Source organism: Brevibacillus sp. NRS-1366 (genome assembly GCF_050467985.1).
Map to the genome: position 1 here is coordinate 1 of NZ_JBITPN010000039.1, position 15,563 is coordinate 15,563.

At 46.6% G+C, this 15,563-nt stretch carries 15 protein-coding genes and 1 pseudogene; 5 read left to right on the forward strand and 11 right to left on the reverse strand.

The genetic code is table 11. From position 1 onward, the window contains the following. Positions 1 to 9: 9 nt before the first annotated feature. The 3 genes from ACIFQN_RS25660 to ACIFQN_RS25670 all read right to left on the reverse strand — a co-directional run bounded on the left by ACIFQN_RS25660 (position 10) and on the right by ACIFQN_RS25670 (position 2,019). Entirely contained in the window at positions 10 to 576 is a 567-nt protein-coding gene (locus tag ACIFQN_RS25660; protein ID WP_429835871.1) for a helix-turn-helix transcriptional regulator, read from the reverse strand. 106 nt (positions 577 to 682) lie between these two features. Beyond that, positions 683 to 940, reverse strand: coding sequence for a helix-turn-helix transcriptional regulator (locus tag ACIFQN_RS25665; RefSeq protein WP_429835873.1), 258 nt, complete (start codon positions 938 to 940; stop codon positions 683 to 685). A 29-nt stretch (positions 941 to 969) separates the two neighbouring features. Next, on the reverse strand, positions 970 to 2,019 hold the full coding sequence (locus ACIFQN_RS25670; protein WP_429835903.1) for an LLM class flavin-dependent oxidoreductase: 1,050 nt from the start codon (positions 2,017 to 2,019) through the stop codon (positions 970 to 972). A 197-nt stretch (positions 2,020 to 2,216) separates the two neighbouring features. On the opposite strand from ACIFQN_RS25670, the gene ACIFQN_RS25675 reads away from it, so the two are divergent. Then, positions 2,217 to 2,540, forward strand: coding sequence for a metal-sulfur cluster assembly factor (locus ACIFQN_RS25675; protein ID WP_429835905.1), 324 nt, complete (start codon positions 2,217 to 2,219; stop codon positions 2,538 to 2,540). A gap of 398 nt (positions 2,541 to 2,938) precedes the next feature. Here ACIFQN_RS25675 and ACIFQN_RS25680 read toward each other — a convergent pair whose 3' ends face one another. The 3 genes and pseudogenes from ACIFQN_RS25680 to ACIFQN_RS25690 all read right to left on the reverse strand — a co-directional run bounded on the left by ACIFQN_RS25680 (position 2,939) and on the right by ACIFQN_RS25690 (position 7,030). Further along, positions 2,939 to 3,406 carry a GNAT family N-acetyltransferase gene (locus ACIFQN_RS25680; protein ID WP_429835874.1) on the reverse strand — a complete coding sequence of 156 codons (468 nt, stop codon included), beginning with the start codon at positions 3,404 to 3,406 and terminating at the stop codon, positions 2,939 to 2,941. Further along, entirely contained in the window at positions 3,403 to 6,588 is a 3,186-nt protein-coding gene (locus ACIFQN_RS25685; RefSeq protein WP_429835875.1) for an ATP-binding protein, read from the reverse strand. Before ACIFQN_RS25685 ends, ACIFQN_RS25680 begins: the two co-directional genes overlap by 4 nt. 54 nt (positions 6,589 to 6,642) lie before the next feature. After that, positions 6,643 to 7,030 (reverse strand): annotated as a pseudogene (locus tag ACIFQN_RS25690) (hypothetical protein). 191 nt (positions 7,031 to 7,221) lie between these two features. Here ACIFQN_RS25690 and ACIFQN_RS25695 point away from each other — a divergent pair. After that, a complete protein-coding gene (locus ACIFQN_RS25695; RefSeq protein ID WP_429835876.1) occupies positions 7,222 to 7,779 on the forward strand; it encodes an RNA polymerase sigma factor in 558 nt (185 codons plus the stop codon). Next, complete coding sequence (locus ACIFQN_RS25700) at positions 7,776 to 9,515, forward strand: DUF4179 domain-containing protein (protein ID WP_429835877.1); 1,740 nt, start codon at positions 7,776 to 7,778, stop codon at positions 9,513 to 9,515. The genes ACIFQN_RS25695 and ACIFQN_RS25700 overlap by 4 nt, the downstream gene beginning before the upstream one ends. A gap of 82 nt (positions 9,516 to 9,597) precedes the next feature. Here ACIFQN_RS25700 and ACIFQN_RS25705 read toward each other — a convergent pair whose 3' ends face one another. From ACIFQN_RS25705 to ACIFQN_RS25715, 3 genes are read right to left on the reverse strand one after another with little or no spacing between them, the layout of a single operon-like run. Beyond that, the gene (locus tag ACIFQN_RS25705; RefSeq protein ID WP_429835878.1) at positions 9,598 to 10,881 is read right to left on the reverse strand and encodes a TRAP transporter large permease; all 1,284 of its coding nucleotides are present in this window, start codon (positions 10,879 to 10,881) and stop codon (positions 9,598 to 9,600) included. Further along, positions 10,878 to 11,357, reverse strand: a complete 480-nt coding sequence (locus ACIFQN_RS25710) for a TRAP transporter small permease (RefSeq protein ID WP_429835879.1) — start codon at positions 11,355 to 11,357, stop codon at positions 10,878 to 10,880. The genes ACIFQN_RS25705 and ACIFQN_RS25710 overlap by 4 nt, the downstream gene beginning before the upstream one ends. A 21-nt stretch (positions 11,358 to 11,378) precedes the next feature. After that, the gene (locus tag ACIFQN_RS25715) at positions 11,379 to 12,416 is read right to left on the reverse strand and encodes a TRAP transporter substrate-binding protein (protein ID WP_429835880.1); all 1,038 of its coding nucleotides are present in this window, start codon (positions 12,414 to 12,416) and stop codon (positions 11,379 to 11,381) included. 339 nt (positions 12,417 to 12,755) lie between these two features. Between ACIFQN_RS25715 and ACIFQN_RS25720 the strand changes: the two genes are divergently transcribed. Both ACIFQN_RS25720 and ACIFQN_RS25725 read left to right on the forward strand, forming a co-directional pair. Beyond that, a complete protein-coding gene (locus tag ACIFQN_RS25720) occupies positions 12,756 to 13,403 on the forward strand; it encodes a Crp/Fnr family transcriptional regulator (protein WP_429835882.1) in 648 nt (215 codons plus the stop codon). Positions 13,404 to 13,539: 136 nt separating this feature from the next. After that, positions 13,540 to 14,160: a Crp/Fnr family transcriptional regulator gene (locus ACIFQN_RS25725; RefSeq protein ID WP_429835883.1), complete on the forward strand. Its 621-nt coding sequence runs from the start codon at positions 13,540 to 13,542 to the stop codon at positions 14,158 to 14,160. Positions 14,161 to 14,215: 55 nt separating this feature from the next. Here the strand turns inward: ACIFQN_RS25725 and ACIFQN_RS25730 are convergent, their stop codons facing one another. Together ACIFQN_RS25730 and ACIFQN_RS25735 are read right to left on the reverse strand one after the other, a co-directional pair. Then, positions 14,216 to 14,749, reverse strand: coding sequence for a GNAT family N-acetyltransferase (locus ACIFQN_RS25730; RefSeq protein WP_429835884.1), 534 nt, complete (start codon positions 14,747 to 14,749; stop codon positions 14,216 to 14,218). Positions 14,750 to 14,781: 32 nt separating this feature from the next. Beyond that, positions 14,782 to 15,399 (reverse strand): TetR family transcriptional regulator, encoded by a 618-nt coding sequence (locus tag ACIFQN_RS25735; RefSeq protein ID WP_429835885.1) that lies wholly within the window; start codon positions 15,397 to 15,399, stop codon positions 14,782 to 14,784. Positions 15,400 to 15,563: the final 164 nt, after the last annotated feature.

Sequence of the window (15,563 nt, forward strand, 5' to 3'; positions counted from 1 at the left end):
AAGGACTTTTTAGACAGCCCCATTGTAGGAAAGCATTAGTTCTTTTACGTATTCTTTTAATTCCTCTCTCAAAAAAAGGGGATCTACCAACTCGCATTCCTTGCCAAAGCTCAAAATAAATTTGAGCAATCCATCCTCGTGCGGGAATTGATCCACCACGATATACTGGTTATCTTCTGTCCGATGAATCGCTTCTTTTTGAAAATACTCGGTCAGTTGCTCACCTATTCGATTGGAGAACTTTAATGTGACCTGAATGCCTCGCTTATTGTAGCTCTCCTCAATGATACGCTCAATCTCTTCCTTGGAAGTCACTTTTTTTTCGAAGCGATTGCCCGTCCTCAAATTCCTGATTCGAACGAGCTTGAACCGTCTGTAGTCGTTTCTTGTCCTGCAAAAAGCAACCAGATACCACTGACCAACAAAAAAAGAGATTTGAACCGGTTCTACTACTCGTTCGGAATACTCCATGCTTCTGTTGATATAATCGAAGACCAAGAGTTTATTTTCTTCCATGGCTTTATTCATCAGAAACAAATAATCCTTCAATTCTTTTTCCATACTGAAATGGGACATATGAATGCTCTACTTATCCGTATGATTTTTTTCCTGTCTATACGTATTCTCCATCTTTAGAACAATATCATTAAACTTCTCGTTTTTTCCGAATAGAAAGTGGAGGTTATTCATGACTGCCATGAACGTTTGGGCTTCCGCTTGATTTAAAAAAAAGATTGTCTACCTGAAAGTTTTCCATTAGATAATAGCCTCCACCGCTGCCACCGATGGATGCAATCGGAATGCCTGCTTCGCCTATTTTTTCGATATCTCGGTATATAGTTCGCAAGGATACTTCAAAATGCTCCGCAAGCTCTTTGCCTGTAACCATCCCTCTTTTTGAGATAATGAGTAACATGGAGAGTAATCGGTCTACTCGCATTTATGTGTACGTTTCCCCCCGAAACCAATTTACTGCGTCGCTTCCCAGTTGGCGATTTCCTCCCGTACCCGCGGCGCCACTTTTGTCCCCAACAGTTCAATTGCCTTCATGACATCTTCATGAGGCATGGTGCCGACTGGTACATGCAGCATAAAGCGGGTCACACCCACTTGTTTCCGAAGGTGAATGATCTTCTGAGCCACCGTTTCCGGATCACCTACGTACAATGCTCCTTCAAAGCTGCGTGCAATATCAAAGCTTGCCCGATCATAATGCCCCCAGCCTCGCTCCCGTCCAAGCACGTTCATGACTTGCTGCGTAGAAGGGAAAAACTTATCAGCCGCGGTCTGGGTGTCCTCTGCGATGAAACCGTGGGAATGGGACGCAACAGACAGCTTGGATAAATCGTGACCTGCCTTGGCTGCCGCTCTCTTGTACAGCTCGACAAGCGGCGCAAACTGAACCGGACGCCCTCCGATAATCGCGAGAACGAGCGGCAGTCCCAAGAGCCCCGCGCGGATGACAGAATCCGTATTTCCGCCGCTGCCAATCCATACAGGCAAAGGTTCCTGCACCGGACGTGGATATACTCCCAGATTTTGAATAGCCGGCCGATGCTTGCCTCGCCAGGTTACTTTCTCAGACTCTCGTATTTTCAATAGCAAGTCCAGCTTCTCTTCGAACAGCTCATCGTAGTCATTTAAATCATAACCAAACAGTGGGAACGACTCGATAAAAGAACCTCTGCCCGCCATAATCTCTGCACGCCCGTTGGAGACTGCGTCAAGTGTCGCAAAATCTTGGAATACGCGGACAGGATCAGCGGAAGAAAGCACAGTGACCGCACTTGTCAATCGTATCCGTTTCGTCTGTGGTGCAGCCGCGGCAAGCACAATCGCTGGAGAAGATGCTGCATAATCTTTGCGATGGTGTTCCCCGACGCCAAAGACATCGAGCCCTACTTGATCTGCCAGTACAATTTCCTCAACCACTTCGCGCAGTCGCTGTGCATGACTTATCACCTCACCGGTTTGTACGTCCGGTGTTGTCTCTACAAATGTGCTCAGACCTATTTCCACTGGTACTGCCCCCTCTTGCATGTCTTGTTCTCCTTATTTCTTCGGAGAGAAAATCTATTTCATTGGCAATATCTCTATTTTGAGACTTTTCTCCGTAAATTTCAAGCGGACCAACTGCCGGAGTGTGCAATGTAAGGCATCAACATAATCGGAAACACAAGTGGGTAGTTTAATCCATAGAAATGAATAGGAACGAGGTGCTCTGCTTGAATACAGAAGATGCAATCTGGACTGCTTTAGAAGATGTGATTGACCCTGAAATAGGGGTGAATATTGTTGATCTCGGACTGGTCTATGAAGTTGATGTTGATGACAAAGGCCATGCTGACATCGAAATGACTCTGACCATTCCTGAATGTCCACTGGCCGATGATATCGTAAAAAATGTGAAGGAAGCAGCCGGGACCATTCCTGGGATCAAAGACGTGAACGTTGCACTTGTATGGGAACCGAAATGGAGTCCGGCAAGAATGAATGACCGTGCCAGAGATGAGATTCGTTCACGAAACAGGCTTGTGTGAGATTGCCCGGGAAAGTAAGCTGCTATTATCTTTAGCTTGCTCGGCTATTTTTCCGGAATGTTTCGCGATCACTTTTTAAAGAAACCGCGTTTTAACGAATATATGAATATGCTGGCTGCAGGTATCTTTCTTGCATTACGCCTAAAGCTCTTAACAACGAAATTTCCTCCCTTTTGAGAACGCAAAAAAGACGCCGAATATTACCGGCGTCTGCATTTACGTTGTATAAACGAAATCTGCAATGATAGGATGATCTATATTGCACATGTTACTAGAAGTAGGCTAAAAGTACCGGCACCTGTTTTCGATATGAATTTTGCTTGCCAAAAAAAGGGCAGACTAATCCCGTTCCAAGCAAATCCCCAAGCAAAATAGGTGATTTTACCAATTGCCGTTCATTACGAAAACAGAACAGGTAGCCGCAGCACCCATTCTTCTCCCATACGCTCGCCTGTCTCTACAAAACCGATGCTTCGGTACAGCTGAATGGCAGAGTGATTGCCCGAATACACGGTGAGGCGAATTTCCCTGCATTGGGAAAACCGATTAGTGATGTACCGGGTCATCTGCTGCAGAGCTGCCCTCCCGTAGCCTTTTCGTTGGTATTTGGAATCAATCAGGAATCCGTTGATCCAATACATATCTGTCGTTTCCTCCACATAGGCATGCATGATAAAGCCGACCATCGCCTCTTTATGGTAGATGGCAAAAGGCAAATATTCTACCTGATCGCCATCTGGTTTTATGTGCACTTTTGCTAGGGAAACCGCCACTGTAGGGACAAAGCTGCTTTGCTCCTGATTCACTTTCAGCTCAAGCGCCTCTAGCCAGTTTTCCCGTGTAACGAGGGTCAAGGTAATATTCATAGGTTGGGCTCACCGCCTGCTGGAATAATTGATGTGCTGGCTGCAATCTCAGAAGAGTCCCGATCCGGTATCACAAACGACACCGTTGTGCCTTCGCCCAGCTTGCTCTTGATGGACAAGCCTTTACCGTACATTTGCGTCAATCTTCGGTTCGTGTTGGACACGCCAATTCCGCTTTTGGCATTCACGGTGTGACCCAGAATCTCCCGAACTTTTTCCTCGTCCATTCCTTTGCCGTCATCTTTTACCTCAAAGTGAGTCGAGCTTCCTCGGCGAACGATTCGAATCTGAACGGTTCCCCCCACCAATCGGCTAAGCAGGCCGTGCTTGACCGCATTTTCGACCAGCGGCTGAATCGTAAGTGGAGGGATAAGCAATTGAATAGTTGGATCCACGTCCCATTCAACGGATAGCCTGTCTGGGAATCGCTCTGTTTCAATGTACAGATAGGCTTTGACGAGCTCCAGCTCATGGGAGAGCGCCACCTGTTCCCCCGAATTCAGGAAATCAAAGCTGATATGCAAATACGATGTAAAAGCTTCTCCCAGTCTACGCATTTTCTTTGTATCAATGTCACTCAAAGCCATGATCGAGCTGAGCGTGTTGAATAAAAAATGGGGGTGGATTTGTGCCTGCAAGTAGGCTGCCTCCATTCGCAACCGTTCATTGATCGTTTGCTTTAAAGTAGTTAACGACCAGACGCGGTATTTCAGTTCCATGGCGTCAACGGGCTTTGTAACGTAGTCGTTTGCCCCTGACAAAAATCCGGTGTACACGTCCTCTTGCTGGCTACGGGCGGTCAGCAGCAAAATCGGAAGCTCCGAAATGTTGAAGTGTTCCCTTATTTTTTGTGTCAGCTCGTACCCCGACATATACGGCATCATGACATCTACGATGAGTAAGTCCCATTGCTTTTTACCCAGCAGCTCCAATGCCTCTTTGGCAGATGTGCATGTGGTGACGTTGTACTGCGTGGAGGGAATGATGCTGGCGATTACCTTTAAGTTGACAGGGTCATCATCAACCGCGAGTATATTTGGCTTCCCTTCGGCGACAGATGGAGCAGCGGATTGCAAAGCAGCCCACACACTGTCCGACCCATCCTGAAAAAATTCGTTATTTGGCGCGATTACATCGGTTCCGTCCACGTGCTCATGAGCTAGGCTCTGTTCGGATGAAAGGCTCGCCCTAGTGGCAAAAGGAAGCTGGAAACTGAATACGGAACCTTTGCCGAGTTCCGAATGAACAGTCAGCTCACCCCCATGGAGTTCTACCATTTGCTTGCAAATGCTAAGCCCAAGACCGATTCCTCCACCATCGCTAATACCATGATAACCCTGCTCATATGGCAAAAAGATGCGCTCCTGCGTTTCTTCATCCATGCCAGCTCCCGTGTCGGACACATGAATGACGGCCTGCCCATTCCTCGCTTCGGCTGAGATAACGACAATTCCTTCCTCTGTGTATTTCAGCGCATTATGCAATAAATTAAACATGACTTGTATCAGTCTTTTTTCGTCAGCGAGCACAAGCGGAAGCGAATCCGGAATGTCTATTTTCACTTGAATGGGCTTCCCATCCACTAAATAGGTGAGCATACTGACGACACCAGAAGCCACAGATTGAAGTCTTAGCGGCTCCTTGTTCAGCTTGATGTGCTTGTCCTGGAGCCGAACCACATCGAGCAGATCGTCCAGCAAATGGGCCATCCGACGACTGATCGTAATTAGCAGCTCCATATCCTCTTTACTTCTAGCGTTCATTACCTTTGATTCATTGGCGACGACATTTTGAGCAATATTCATAATGCCGTGTAATGGTGTTCGCAATTCATGAGACGTATGCGCCAGAAACTGGTCCTTCAGCTTGTCGGACTTTTTCAGATGTTCATTGAGCTTGGCATTTTCCTCTGCATTTCGAAAGTATCGTTTAAACCAATAGGCCGAAAAACCGACAATGGCAGCAATGATGTCGAAGGGGTAATATATCGAGTGGGTAAACAACCCCCAGAGAACACTGGACAAAATGCTCATAGCAGCAAACAACAAAAAGATAGCGTCATGATAATTTTTGCCGAGCATTTTGCTGATCAAATAGACAAACCACACAATGGGTGCCAAATAAAACAGGGAAAATGCTCTCGCTTCGATAGTCATATAAACAAGCTCCACTGGCGCGATCAGCATAAACAGCGAATAGACACTGAGTGAGGAAAGGTACGTCCGAAACAGTTTTACACCTGTTGCTTGTTCAGATAAATATCTACCCATTAGCAGTATGAAAAAGGACACCCACATATAAGAAAGCAGCCTGACCTTTACCCCCCACGAGTAGTCGAGAGGCAGCCAAATCAACAGGATTCTATCGTGATCGGACACGATTGAAATGCTAACGCAAAAGAGCAGCAAGAAAAAGGTAAGAAACCCTTTTTGCCTCGGATTGAACGAATACAAAATGGCGGCATACAATCCATGCAGCATCAAGATGAGGAAGGTCGCAAGCTGTAATCCGATGGAATACATGCGTTCATAGTCTATCGCTGCCTGCGATCCGAAGCGTATCGATTTCATGATCCCGCCTTTTTGCGGATGATGATAGTTCGCTACCTGTATAAGCAGTTCGATTTCCTTTACATCTTCTGCCAAGTAAGAGGCTGTATAGGAGGTCACCCCTGGCTTATACGCTGAAGCTTGCGCCGCAGGGACCCCGAATGCCGCTTCCGTTTTACCGTTAATTTCTACAACAGAAGACGCCTCAATCTTTTGAATCCAGAAAGCGTAGGGTTGATTTAACGGTTGATCGACCAGTATGCGCAGCCGGTATGTCCCGTAACCAAACGAGGAAACAGAGCCATCGGGAAAAGCACTGCTCCAGTCCCCGGGGACCTCAACATATTGCGAGTCTTGCCTTGATTTCTTCATTATATCTCTTTGTGAGAGAAGGGCTTTGGGGTAAAACTCCCACTCGCCATCCAGTGGAATGGACCGTGAACTCTCAAAATCCCACCCGCGCATGTCAAGGACTCCTTGCTTCACTACAGGGTGCTCCGGAGTTGCAAAAACGTTGAACCAGAAGAACCACCTCAGACCAAGGAGAAAGGAAAGAGACATGAGGATGATTCCAGTGTATTTCAAAATAGTCTTCAAAGACTGTCGCGATGTATGATTTCGTATCCATGTCATAATAAGAATGCTTTCGACATTGCTTTGATTAATCCTGTTTAAATTATTTCCTTCTTACAGCTCCGCTCGTCCATACCGGATCGCATAGGCATAATCACTTCGTCCGTTTTCCTCTGCTTTTCTTGCCGCCAGCTCGAAATCATACGGACTAAACTATGCTCAATTAACCAGGAAGCGCCATGCGGTTTTACCGTCACGTACTTGGCATGAGGACTATTTGATTCCATCGAATGACGGTGCGGTGTTTCTTCAAAATAAGCCGGAAGACCGACGCTTCCCGGGTTCACGATTAAATCGGGTCGATGGGGCCGAACAGCGTATCTCCCAAATTCACAATGGTTGGAATCCCCTTAGCATCAATGTCATGCAGCACAGCTTCCAGGGCGTAAGCATTGCTGTGGATGTCGGAGATGACGGCGATGGCGGAAAACAGGACAGACAGTTCCCCTTGCCTATCTCTTATGCGAGGGATTCCTTGGAGACGAGTATCCGAAAATTCAGTCGACTCAAGCCGACTTGCTTTCAAAAATTTTTATAAAAACGTGAGAGGGGGGCTATCCCCTTTTCGTCTATAGTAGTGAACAAACAAAAAGGAACGGCTGCGCAGCACCCTTTTTGCAAGGAGGTAACAACATGCAAGACGATCGGGAGATCATTGCGGAGGTTCTTCAGGGAAACAAAGGGGCTTATGCTCTGATCGTCAACAAATACAAGGGAAAAATCGCTTCTATTCTCCAAAGATCGTTAGGTCACTCTCACGAGGCTGAGGACATTGTGCAAGAAGTCTTTATCAAGGCGTACTACAGTCTGCCTGATTATCGACCAAACCACTCATTCTCCGCTTGGCTGTATCGGATCGCCATTAATCGAGGAATTGATGAATTACGCAAGCGAAAACGGACGCCTTTTGTTGCCGAAATGAATGTGGATCTAAAAGATGAGTGTCCTGTCCCAGAGGATATCTATCTGGTGAAAGAACAACGCAATGGTTTGCGTCAGCAGATGATGGTACTTGATAAGGAGCATAGAACGCTCTTGGATCTTCATTATCTCCAGCATCTCAGCTACAAGGAGATTGGCAACAAACTATCTTTATCCGTAGATACCGTGCGAATGCGCCTTTCCTATGCCAGAAAAAAGCTTCGAGAGCAGCTGATCAAAACGGAGAAAAAAGGAGGTAATCCGCTTTGAAGTGCGTTACGCAAGAGCTTCTGATCGCCTACATGGAAGACCATTTATCGCCAGTAAATAAACAGAAATTGGAAAGTCATCTTGATCATTGCACACATTGCCAACGACAGCTGGAGCAATGCATAGAGGCTCTGGAGCAAGAGAATAAATCGCCGTGGGGAAATTCCCTCCCAGAGAAATTTGACCAGAAGATTATTAGCGCGCTCTCCCCACATCCAGTGAGAGTTTTGAATCGTGCTACCCATACACAAAAATCACCGTTGTGGAAAAAAAGGAGTATAACCATCATGAAAAGAATGACACTTGCGGCCGCTGCCTTAACGGTTGTGGTATCAGGAGGAATGCTGATTTCTCCAACTTTTGCCGGTTACGTAAATGCCGCCTTTACGAGCAGCCCAATCGGTAAGGCCGATCCTGCGAAGTCCGTAAACACTTCTTTATTACAACAGTCTGACGACGAAGGTATTAAACAAGCGGTCCAAAACGGATTTGCTCAATCAGTAAATGTAAGCACGACCGATCAAGGAATCACGCTCGAAGTAACGGAGGTTGTCGCTGACCCTCTGCGAATCAACATGATTGCTTCCGTGAAAGATAACACGGGCAAGCCAATGCAGATATTTTGGCAGGATATGTACTCGGAAACCGATAACGAACCGATTTTTACATTCAAGGACAAACAAGGAAACGTTCTACAATCTGCTCATCCTTCTGGCACGGGAAAAGGAAAAGTACAAAACTCAAATAAAGATTGGCAAAGTTCACGAAGCGATAGTTTCCTTTTTTTGAATCATGAGCTAAGAAGCTATTTTGAAGATTTCAACAAGGTCCCCGACGAGCTAATCGTCGAATTCCATATCAAAAAAATGGCCGAAACAAAGGGAATCTGGAAGCTGTCCGTACCAGTTGACATGAAAAAAGCAAAAGCCGCGACGAAAACACACGAGATCAACAAGTCTTATACTACTCCTCAAGGACTCAAACTAGACGTAAAACAGATAACGTTTGCACCGAGCGGAGTGGAGATGGTAGTCGATCGAAACAGCACAGAGGACAACGGAAAAAAAGACTACAGCTATGAGCTTGTGGACGACCGGGGTACTGTCCTTGGCAGGTGGAATTCTAAAGAAGTGATGGGAAAAGCCAGGAAAACAAGCAATGTGAATGATCGCTTGAAATGGCGCAATACCTTGCCGCTTGAGAATGGGGTCAGAGACTTTCATTACTTCTACCCTATCGACCAGAACAAATCGATTACTTTCAAGCTGGGTTCCGTTTATACAGAAGAATCAGCAGCATTCCGTGCAAAACTCGACCTTGCCCTGCTAGAAAAGGAGCCTGTTACAGCAGAAGATCACGGGGATCGCTTCACTTTCAAAAAATATGTAAAGGAACCAGGGCATGCTGATGACAGATACAAAATGAATCCCGACGGATCGGCCACGAAGCAGGAGGGGTACCACCTGGCATTCGAGGGAATGCTCGGTGAAGATACAGCGCCGATGTACCCATTTGACGCCTATTGGTCCATCACAGACGAAAATGGCAAAAAATACGAAGATATAGCCTATATTATTGATCGATCCGATTATAAAAATGGAAGAGCGCAAATGGAAGGGGTGCTGTTCGTGTTAAATATTGATCCCCTTCCTAAACAATTGACCATCACGGCCACGAAAAGAATGATCGAGCACCGTAATGTAGACTGGGAAGTACCGATCCTGTCGGGGAAATAGGAGGCGCTACAGAGAATCAGTTTACAACCATTGCTGTCTTGAGTTGGCGGTACCCTGCGTACCGCCAACAACTCGTTTACGATTAGGTCAGCCCTAACATGCGCGGCACGAGCAATACCGCATCTTCCCAATAGGTAATAACGAACAGGATTACAATGGCCAGTACCAAAAACGGCATCGTTGCCTTGACCAATCGCTCGAATTTCAACTGCGCGATGGATGAGACGATAAACAGCCCGGTTCCAACTGGCGGCGTCAACAGACCAATCGTTAAATTGATACACATAATCACTCCAAAATGAATGGGATTAATTTGGAATGAAATAACGAGCGGCATAAGCACCGGCACCAAAATAATGAGCGCTGCAATGCCATCCAGAATCATGCCGAGCAGCAGCAAAAGAAGATTGACCAGCAGCAGGAAAACAAACGGACTGTCGGACAAGGATAGCATCGTGCTTGCAATCAACTGAGGAATTTGTTCAAACGCGATCATCCAGCCGAAAATGTTGGCCATTGCGATTAAAAAAGTGACCGTCGCTGTGCTGATGACGGTATTAATCAGAATCTCCGGCAGCTTGTTCAAACGCAATTCCTTATACAAAAAGGTTCCTACGAGAAACGAGACTACACAGGCAATCGCCGCTGACTCGGTCGCCGTAAACGCCCCACTTAATATTCCTACGATAATGATCACGGGCACAAAGAGAGCAGGCAACACTTGAACCGTGCTCCTCAGCGTCTCTCTGCCACTCGCACGCTTGCTTTTCGGGAAGTTTTGCTTGTACCCGACATATGCAATCAGTGAGATGAACCCCAGTCCATACATGATGCCCGGAATAATCCCGGCCATGAACAATCCGCCGATGGAGGTGCCTGACAATGTTCCATAAATGATGAAAATCATGCTTGGTGGAATAATCGGCGCCACGATGGATGAGGCCAGTGTCAGAGCAGAGGCGAATTCTTTCTTGTAGCCCTCCTTTTCCATTTCAGGAACCATCACCTTGCTCATCATCGCCGCCTGGGCATTGGCAGATCCCAGAATCGAGGCAAGAAACATGTTGGATACAATCGTTACATAAGCTAATCCGCCGCGAACATGTCCCACAAAAACCTTTGCGAATCGAACCAGCCTCGTGGTAATACCCCCTCCGTTCATCAATTCCCCTGCTAACATAAACAGCGGAATCGCCAACAGCCCGAAGTTCTCTAATCCCGAATAGAGTCGCATCGGCGTAGAAGTAAGCAGCGTCGTGTTTCCAACCAAAAAGAAATAGACAATCGTAATCATGCCAAGAACCAGGGAAATGGGAATGCCGATCAACAGAAAAAAGAGAAACAGCACAATAACCAATGTGGTCACCGAGCTTCCTCCTCTCGAAACATCTCGACAAAATTGGCCAGGAGATGAACCGCCGAACACGTCAGCCCGATTGGCACAGCACTAAACGGAATCCACATCGGCAAGAGGATGGCACTCGATTTTTGAAAAGCAACGCCTGGTGACAATACCCATTGATAGCTGTAGTACAGCATCAAAACAAGAAACAGCAGCATCAATATATGTCCAACGATCCCCATGAGCTTCTGTACCTTCACTGGGACATATTCCAGCAAAATGGTGACAGCCGCCTGGGACTTGATCTTCAGTCCCAAGCTGCCGCCTATAAAGCTGACCCAGATCATCAAGAACACAGATACTTCTCCCGCCCATGACAAGGGGGCATTCAATACGTAGCGAAAAACAACAGCGATAGCAACAATTATCGCCATAGCCAGCACGAGGATCATGGCGACATATTTTTCAATGATAGAAATGCCGTTGCTCAAAGTTTTCATCGGTTCCTCCCCTTCACCTGACTATTTTCGGAATGTGTCGATGAACTCCTGAATGAGGGGATCGGTCGGCCCGTATTTTTCATCAAATTTTTTGATCTGTGGTGAAAAAAGCGCTGGATCGATTTCATAAATCTTCATGCCTTTCTCTCTCAGTTGCTTTTTAAAGTCTTCTTCTTGACCTGCTCGTGTCGCGGCGGAAAAGTCAGCAGCAGCGGCAATCGCCTCCCGAACAATCATTTTGTCCTCGTCGGGCATTTTGTCAAAGGTAGACTTGCTTGCCATGGCGACAGCCGGCCAGACCATATGATTGGTCACAGCTCCATATTTGACAACCTCATAATATTTGTTCGTAATCGTGGCATCCAGGTCCATGTCCATGCCATCGATCACACCCGTCTGTACGGCGGAATACACTTCAGGAAGCGGGAGCCCCTCTGTCGATGCCCCTGCAGATTGGTAGAAATCTGTAAGCGGAGGGCTAGGTGTCACGCGTAGTTTTAGACCCGCCATGTCTTCCGGCTTAGATACTTCCTTGTCTTTAAACAGCATGACCCGTTGTCCCGCAAACAAATAATCCAGGCCCACTAGTCCCTGCTGCTCCAACGTGCCCAGAATTTTTTTGGAAACATCTGCTTTTCGTGCTTCATTGGCTGCTTGCAGGTCTTTAAAGGCATACGGTGTGAACCATGCTGCAAAAGACGGGGAACGCGAGCTCAAGTAAGCAGCCGTAATAAACCCGAAATCGACAGAACCTGCACCAATCTGCTGTACCATGTCTGCTTCCGTCCCCAATTGACTGGAAGGATAAATCTCCACCTTCATCCGCCCGCCAGAGCGCTTGTCCAGGTCTTCTTTAAATTTCTCCGCTGCCAGATGCCACATATGCGTAGGCGGTGTAATATGAGCCAGCTTGAAGGTATAGGTGGGTTTGGACTCCCCGCTGGAAGCTGAGGTCTGAGCAGTACCAGTTCCTGCTCCGCCCCCGCTACATGCAGCTGTCATGATAATCGTGAGAGATGCTGTTAAAACAGTAATACCCCATTTCTTCCATTTCTTCATTAAATGACCCCCTCTTTGGTAAGAATCCCAGCAATAATAGCTAGAATATTTAGAAATTTTTACCGTTTCTCATTTCGCATTTCATTCTACTAAAAAGGCATCCGTGACAATGTAAAGTCATTAACACGATTGGAGATTTTTTAAGAAATCAGAAAAATATGTAAACCAATTAACATCATTTCTGTTTTTCTTCAGATATCACCCATTTTCACTACGGAAACACTGTTAAGAACCCAGTCTCTTTTATATAATTGTGATAAATCAGTTCTGAAAATTTAGAATTAACCTGATACGACTTCGTGGTTTGACAACCGTGTGGGAAGGAGCGTTGGTAATGGTATGGTATCTCCATTTGAAACCGATTTGAAATGGGAAGCATTCTTGGAATTCGGCACCCGCCAATTTTTCAAAAGAAAAACAGCCATTTACGTGCAAGGAACGATGGGAGAAGGGTTTTATTATCTCCATCAAGGCCTAGTCAAAATTGTCACCTCTACCGTCAAGGGGAAAGACCGCCTGGTGAACATCGTGGTTCCTGGCCAGATCATGGGGCTCCAGTCCATGGATCAGCAAACCCACTTTACCACAGCGATCGCCGTAAAAAACGCGGTTGTCTATCATTTTTCCTGTAAGCAATTCCTCGAAATGCTGAAGGTGCGCCCTGAATTGCTGTCACTGCTAACCCAAACAATCAGCCAAAAAATGCGGATTCTTCTTGATGCGATTAATATGAAGGCGCTAACTTCGGAAGAACAAATCGCCCGCCTCCTACTCAATATTTGCGAAGACTTTAAAAACCACGAAGTTCAACTCAGCCAACAAGAGCTGGCTAATTGCGTCGGCCTCACCCGTATCACCGTATATAAAATTCTGAAGATATGGAAAGAAGAAGGGATTATTGAGATGAGAAATCGGACCTTTGTCATCAAGCGCCAAGATTTGCTGAAACTTCCGCAGCTCACGACCCAGACCGTAAGAACGGTATAACCGACCGTTTTCCCTCTCAACAGTGGACATGACGTGTTGACCACAAGCTTTCCCCCTTTTACTCTCATGAAAAGCGTCGAGCTGTTTCATTCCCTCCAAGAAGAGAGGCCGTCTCTCAAAGAAAAAGGTGAAAAATATGGCAAATCTGCGCTATCAGTGGACTCCGTACCTGATGTATGGCAAAAAGTATGAAATGGGCAAGCAGACAACAGTTTATCGTCAAGGCGAGTTGGGATCAGGATTTTATTATCTCGACAAGGGCGGGGTAAAGATTACTCTCTTATCCGATAACGGCCATGAGCGAACCATCGATTACGTCCCCATCGGTGGTTTGTTCGGCGAGCATGGTGCCTACAACGGGCCTTATCTGACATCTGCCATAACCATTTCCGCTTCCGTCATGTACTTTTTTTCTGACGAAGCCTTATCACGCGTTTGCCAGGACCACCCCCAAGCCGCGGTCATCTTCACCAATTCGCAGATATACAAGGTGCGCATCCTGGCCGAAATCATCGCGTTCCAAGACAGTCCGACCGAACAGCAAATGGCGAACTATTTGATCAAGCTGATGTCGGTCCATGAGAATGAAAATGTGCCGATTGATCAGACATCGTTTGCTCGATATATTGATACGTCGCGGATTACGATTAACAAGATTTTGCAGAAGTGGCGGCAGCAGGGGTTGATTGAGCTGTCTGAGCGGAGTGCCATTCGAGTGGTAGATTTGGAGGGGCTGCTGGAGATTGTGGGTCTATGACCCGCAAGAGTGTCCTTACGGGTCATCGTTCACCATAAAGCAGGTGGTTCCTTTCTTATGACACATATTCATTCTGGAGTATGCCCATGTGCACGAGGTCATGCCATTTTCCCTCTCGGAACAAAAGCTGGCGCGAAATGCCCTCATGCTTAAATCCGATCTTCTCGTACAGCTTGATCGCTTTTTCATTGAAGGAAAAGACGCGAAGCGATACCCGGTGCAAATTCATTTCCAGGAAGGCATAATCCAGAAGCAGCCTAAGCGCTTCGTTTCCATATCCTTTTCCCCAGAACTCCTTTGCCCCGATATCAATAATGCACTCGGCATTGCGGTTTTTCAGGTCGATTTGGATGAGCGAAGTAATGCCGATTGGGGTTTGTGTCTGCTTGTCTACAATGATGTAGCTTTTCGATGTAGTCGAACCTAAAATCACCTGACTGACAAACTCCCGCGTACCCTCTACTGTAAAGACATCCATGGACGGACTGGTTGTCCGCATGACTTCAGCGTCATTTCGCCATGTGTGATAGACGTCCACATCCTCCTCCGTCATTTTTCGAAGATAGACTCTCGCCGATTGAAATAACATCCTTGGTCAGTCCTCCTTTTCCCTGCTTTGATTCATTTCTTCTGGATTGGGCCTAGCATCTCTCTCAATGAAAACAAGAGAGCCTCCATCTGCTCGGACACCTTCGTTTTTTTGGGGCCCATATGTGCCGTATCCAGCATCAGGCCATCGATAAACGAGATCAGATAGCGGGAAACAGCCTCAACGGGAATGCGCGGCTGAAGCTCTCCTTTTGCCGCTCCTTGCTGGAAAAACTCCGTCAGTACATCGGCCATCCTCTCATAGCGAGTCGTGATATACGGATAGTTCTCTTCCTGATCACGGATGGACAAAAAGAACTCGGAATTCGCTTGCGACAGCGTCTGCTCAATTCTCTCGATCTCTTGCTGCTGCTTGTGGACCCACTTGGTTATTTGCTGCCACGTCGTTTCACCATCGCTCGGGCTGAAAAACAGCACCTCCTGTTGATCTTCGAATTGAAGCAGCTCCATGTACATATTCTCCAAATTATCGAAGTAGGCGTACAAGGCTCCTCTCGATACGCCCGCCTCATCCATGACGTCTTGCATGGTTGCCTTTGTGTATCCTTTTGCAATGAAGACGCGTTTGGCCGCTAGCAGTAGCGCAGTTTTCTTTTTGTTTTTGTACTCGTCGCTTACTTTCGGGGACACGGGTTTTGAGAACCTCCCTCGTTCAAAATGTACATGAGTGTCGTTTTTATTATAAACGACATCAATGTCGTTTTTCAACTTTTTTTGATAAAAAGCGAGAAAGCACAAAAAACACCCCGCTTCACTAGGAAAAGTGATGCAGGGCGCTTTCATAACCATGCCAT

What these genes read in the sequence shown, in the direction of transcription:
- ACIFQN_RS25660 (WP_429835871.1), bottom strand. Translation starts at nt 576, where the DNA reads ATGTCCCATTTCAGTATGGAAAAAGAATTGAAGGATTATTTGTTTCTG.
- ACIFQN_RS25665 (WP_429835873.1), bottom strand. Translation starts at nt 940, where the DNA reads ATGCGAGTAGACCGATTACTCTCCATGTTACTCATTATCTCAAAAAGA.
- ACIFQN_RS25680 (WP_429835874.1), bottom strand. Translation starts at nt 3,406, where the DNA reads ATGAATATTACCTTGACCCTCGTTACACGGGAAAACTGGCTAGAGGCG.
- ACIFQN_RS25685 (WP_429835875.1), bottom strand. Translation starts at nt 6,588, where the DNA reads ATGACATGGATACGAAATCATACATCGCGACAGTCTTTGAAGACTATT.
- ACIFQN_RS25695 (WP_429835876.1), top strand. Translation starts at nt 7,222, where the DNA reads ATGCAAGACGATCGGGAGATCATTGCGGAGGTTCTTCAGGGAAACAAA.
- ACIFQN_RS25710 (WP_429835879.1), bottom strand. Translation starts at nt 11,357, where the DNA reads ATGAAAACTTTGAGCAACGGCATTTCTATCATTGAAAAATATGTCGCC.
- ACIFQN_RS25715 (WP_429835880.1), bottom strand. Translation starts at nt 12,416, where the DNA reads ATGAAGAAATGGAAGAAATGGGGTATTACTGTTTTAACAGCATCTCTC.
- ACIFQN_RS25720 (WP_429835882.1), top strand. Translation starts at nt 12,756, where the DNA reads ATGGTATCTCCATTTGAAACCGATTTGAAATGGGAAGCATTCTTGGAA.
- ACIFQN_RS25725 (WP_429835883.1), top strand. Translation starts at nt 13,540, where the DNA reads ATGGCAAATCTGCGCTATCAGTGGACTCCGTACCTGATGTATGGCAAA.
- ACIFQN_RS25730 (WP_429835884.1), bottom strand. Translation starts at nt 14,749, where the DNA reads ATGTTATTTCAATCGGCGAGAGTCTATCTTCGAAAAATGACGGAGGAG.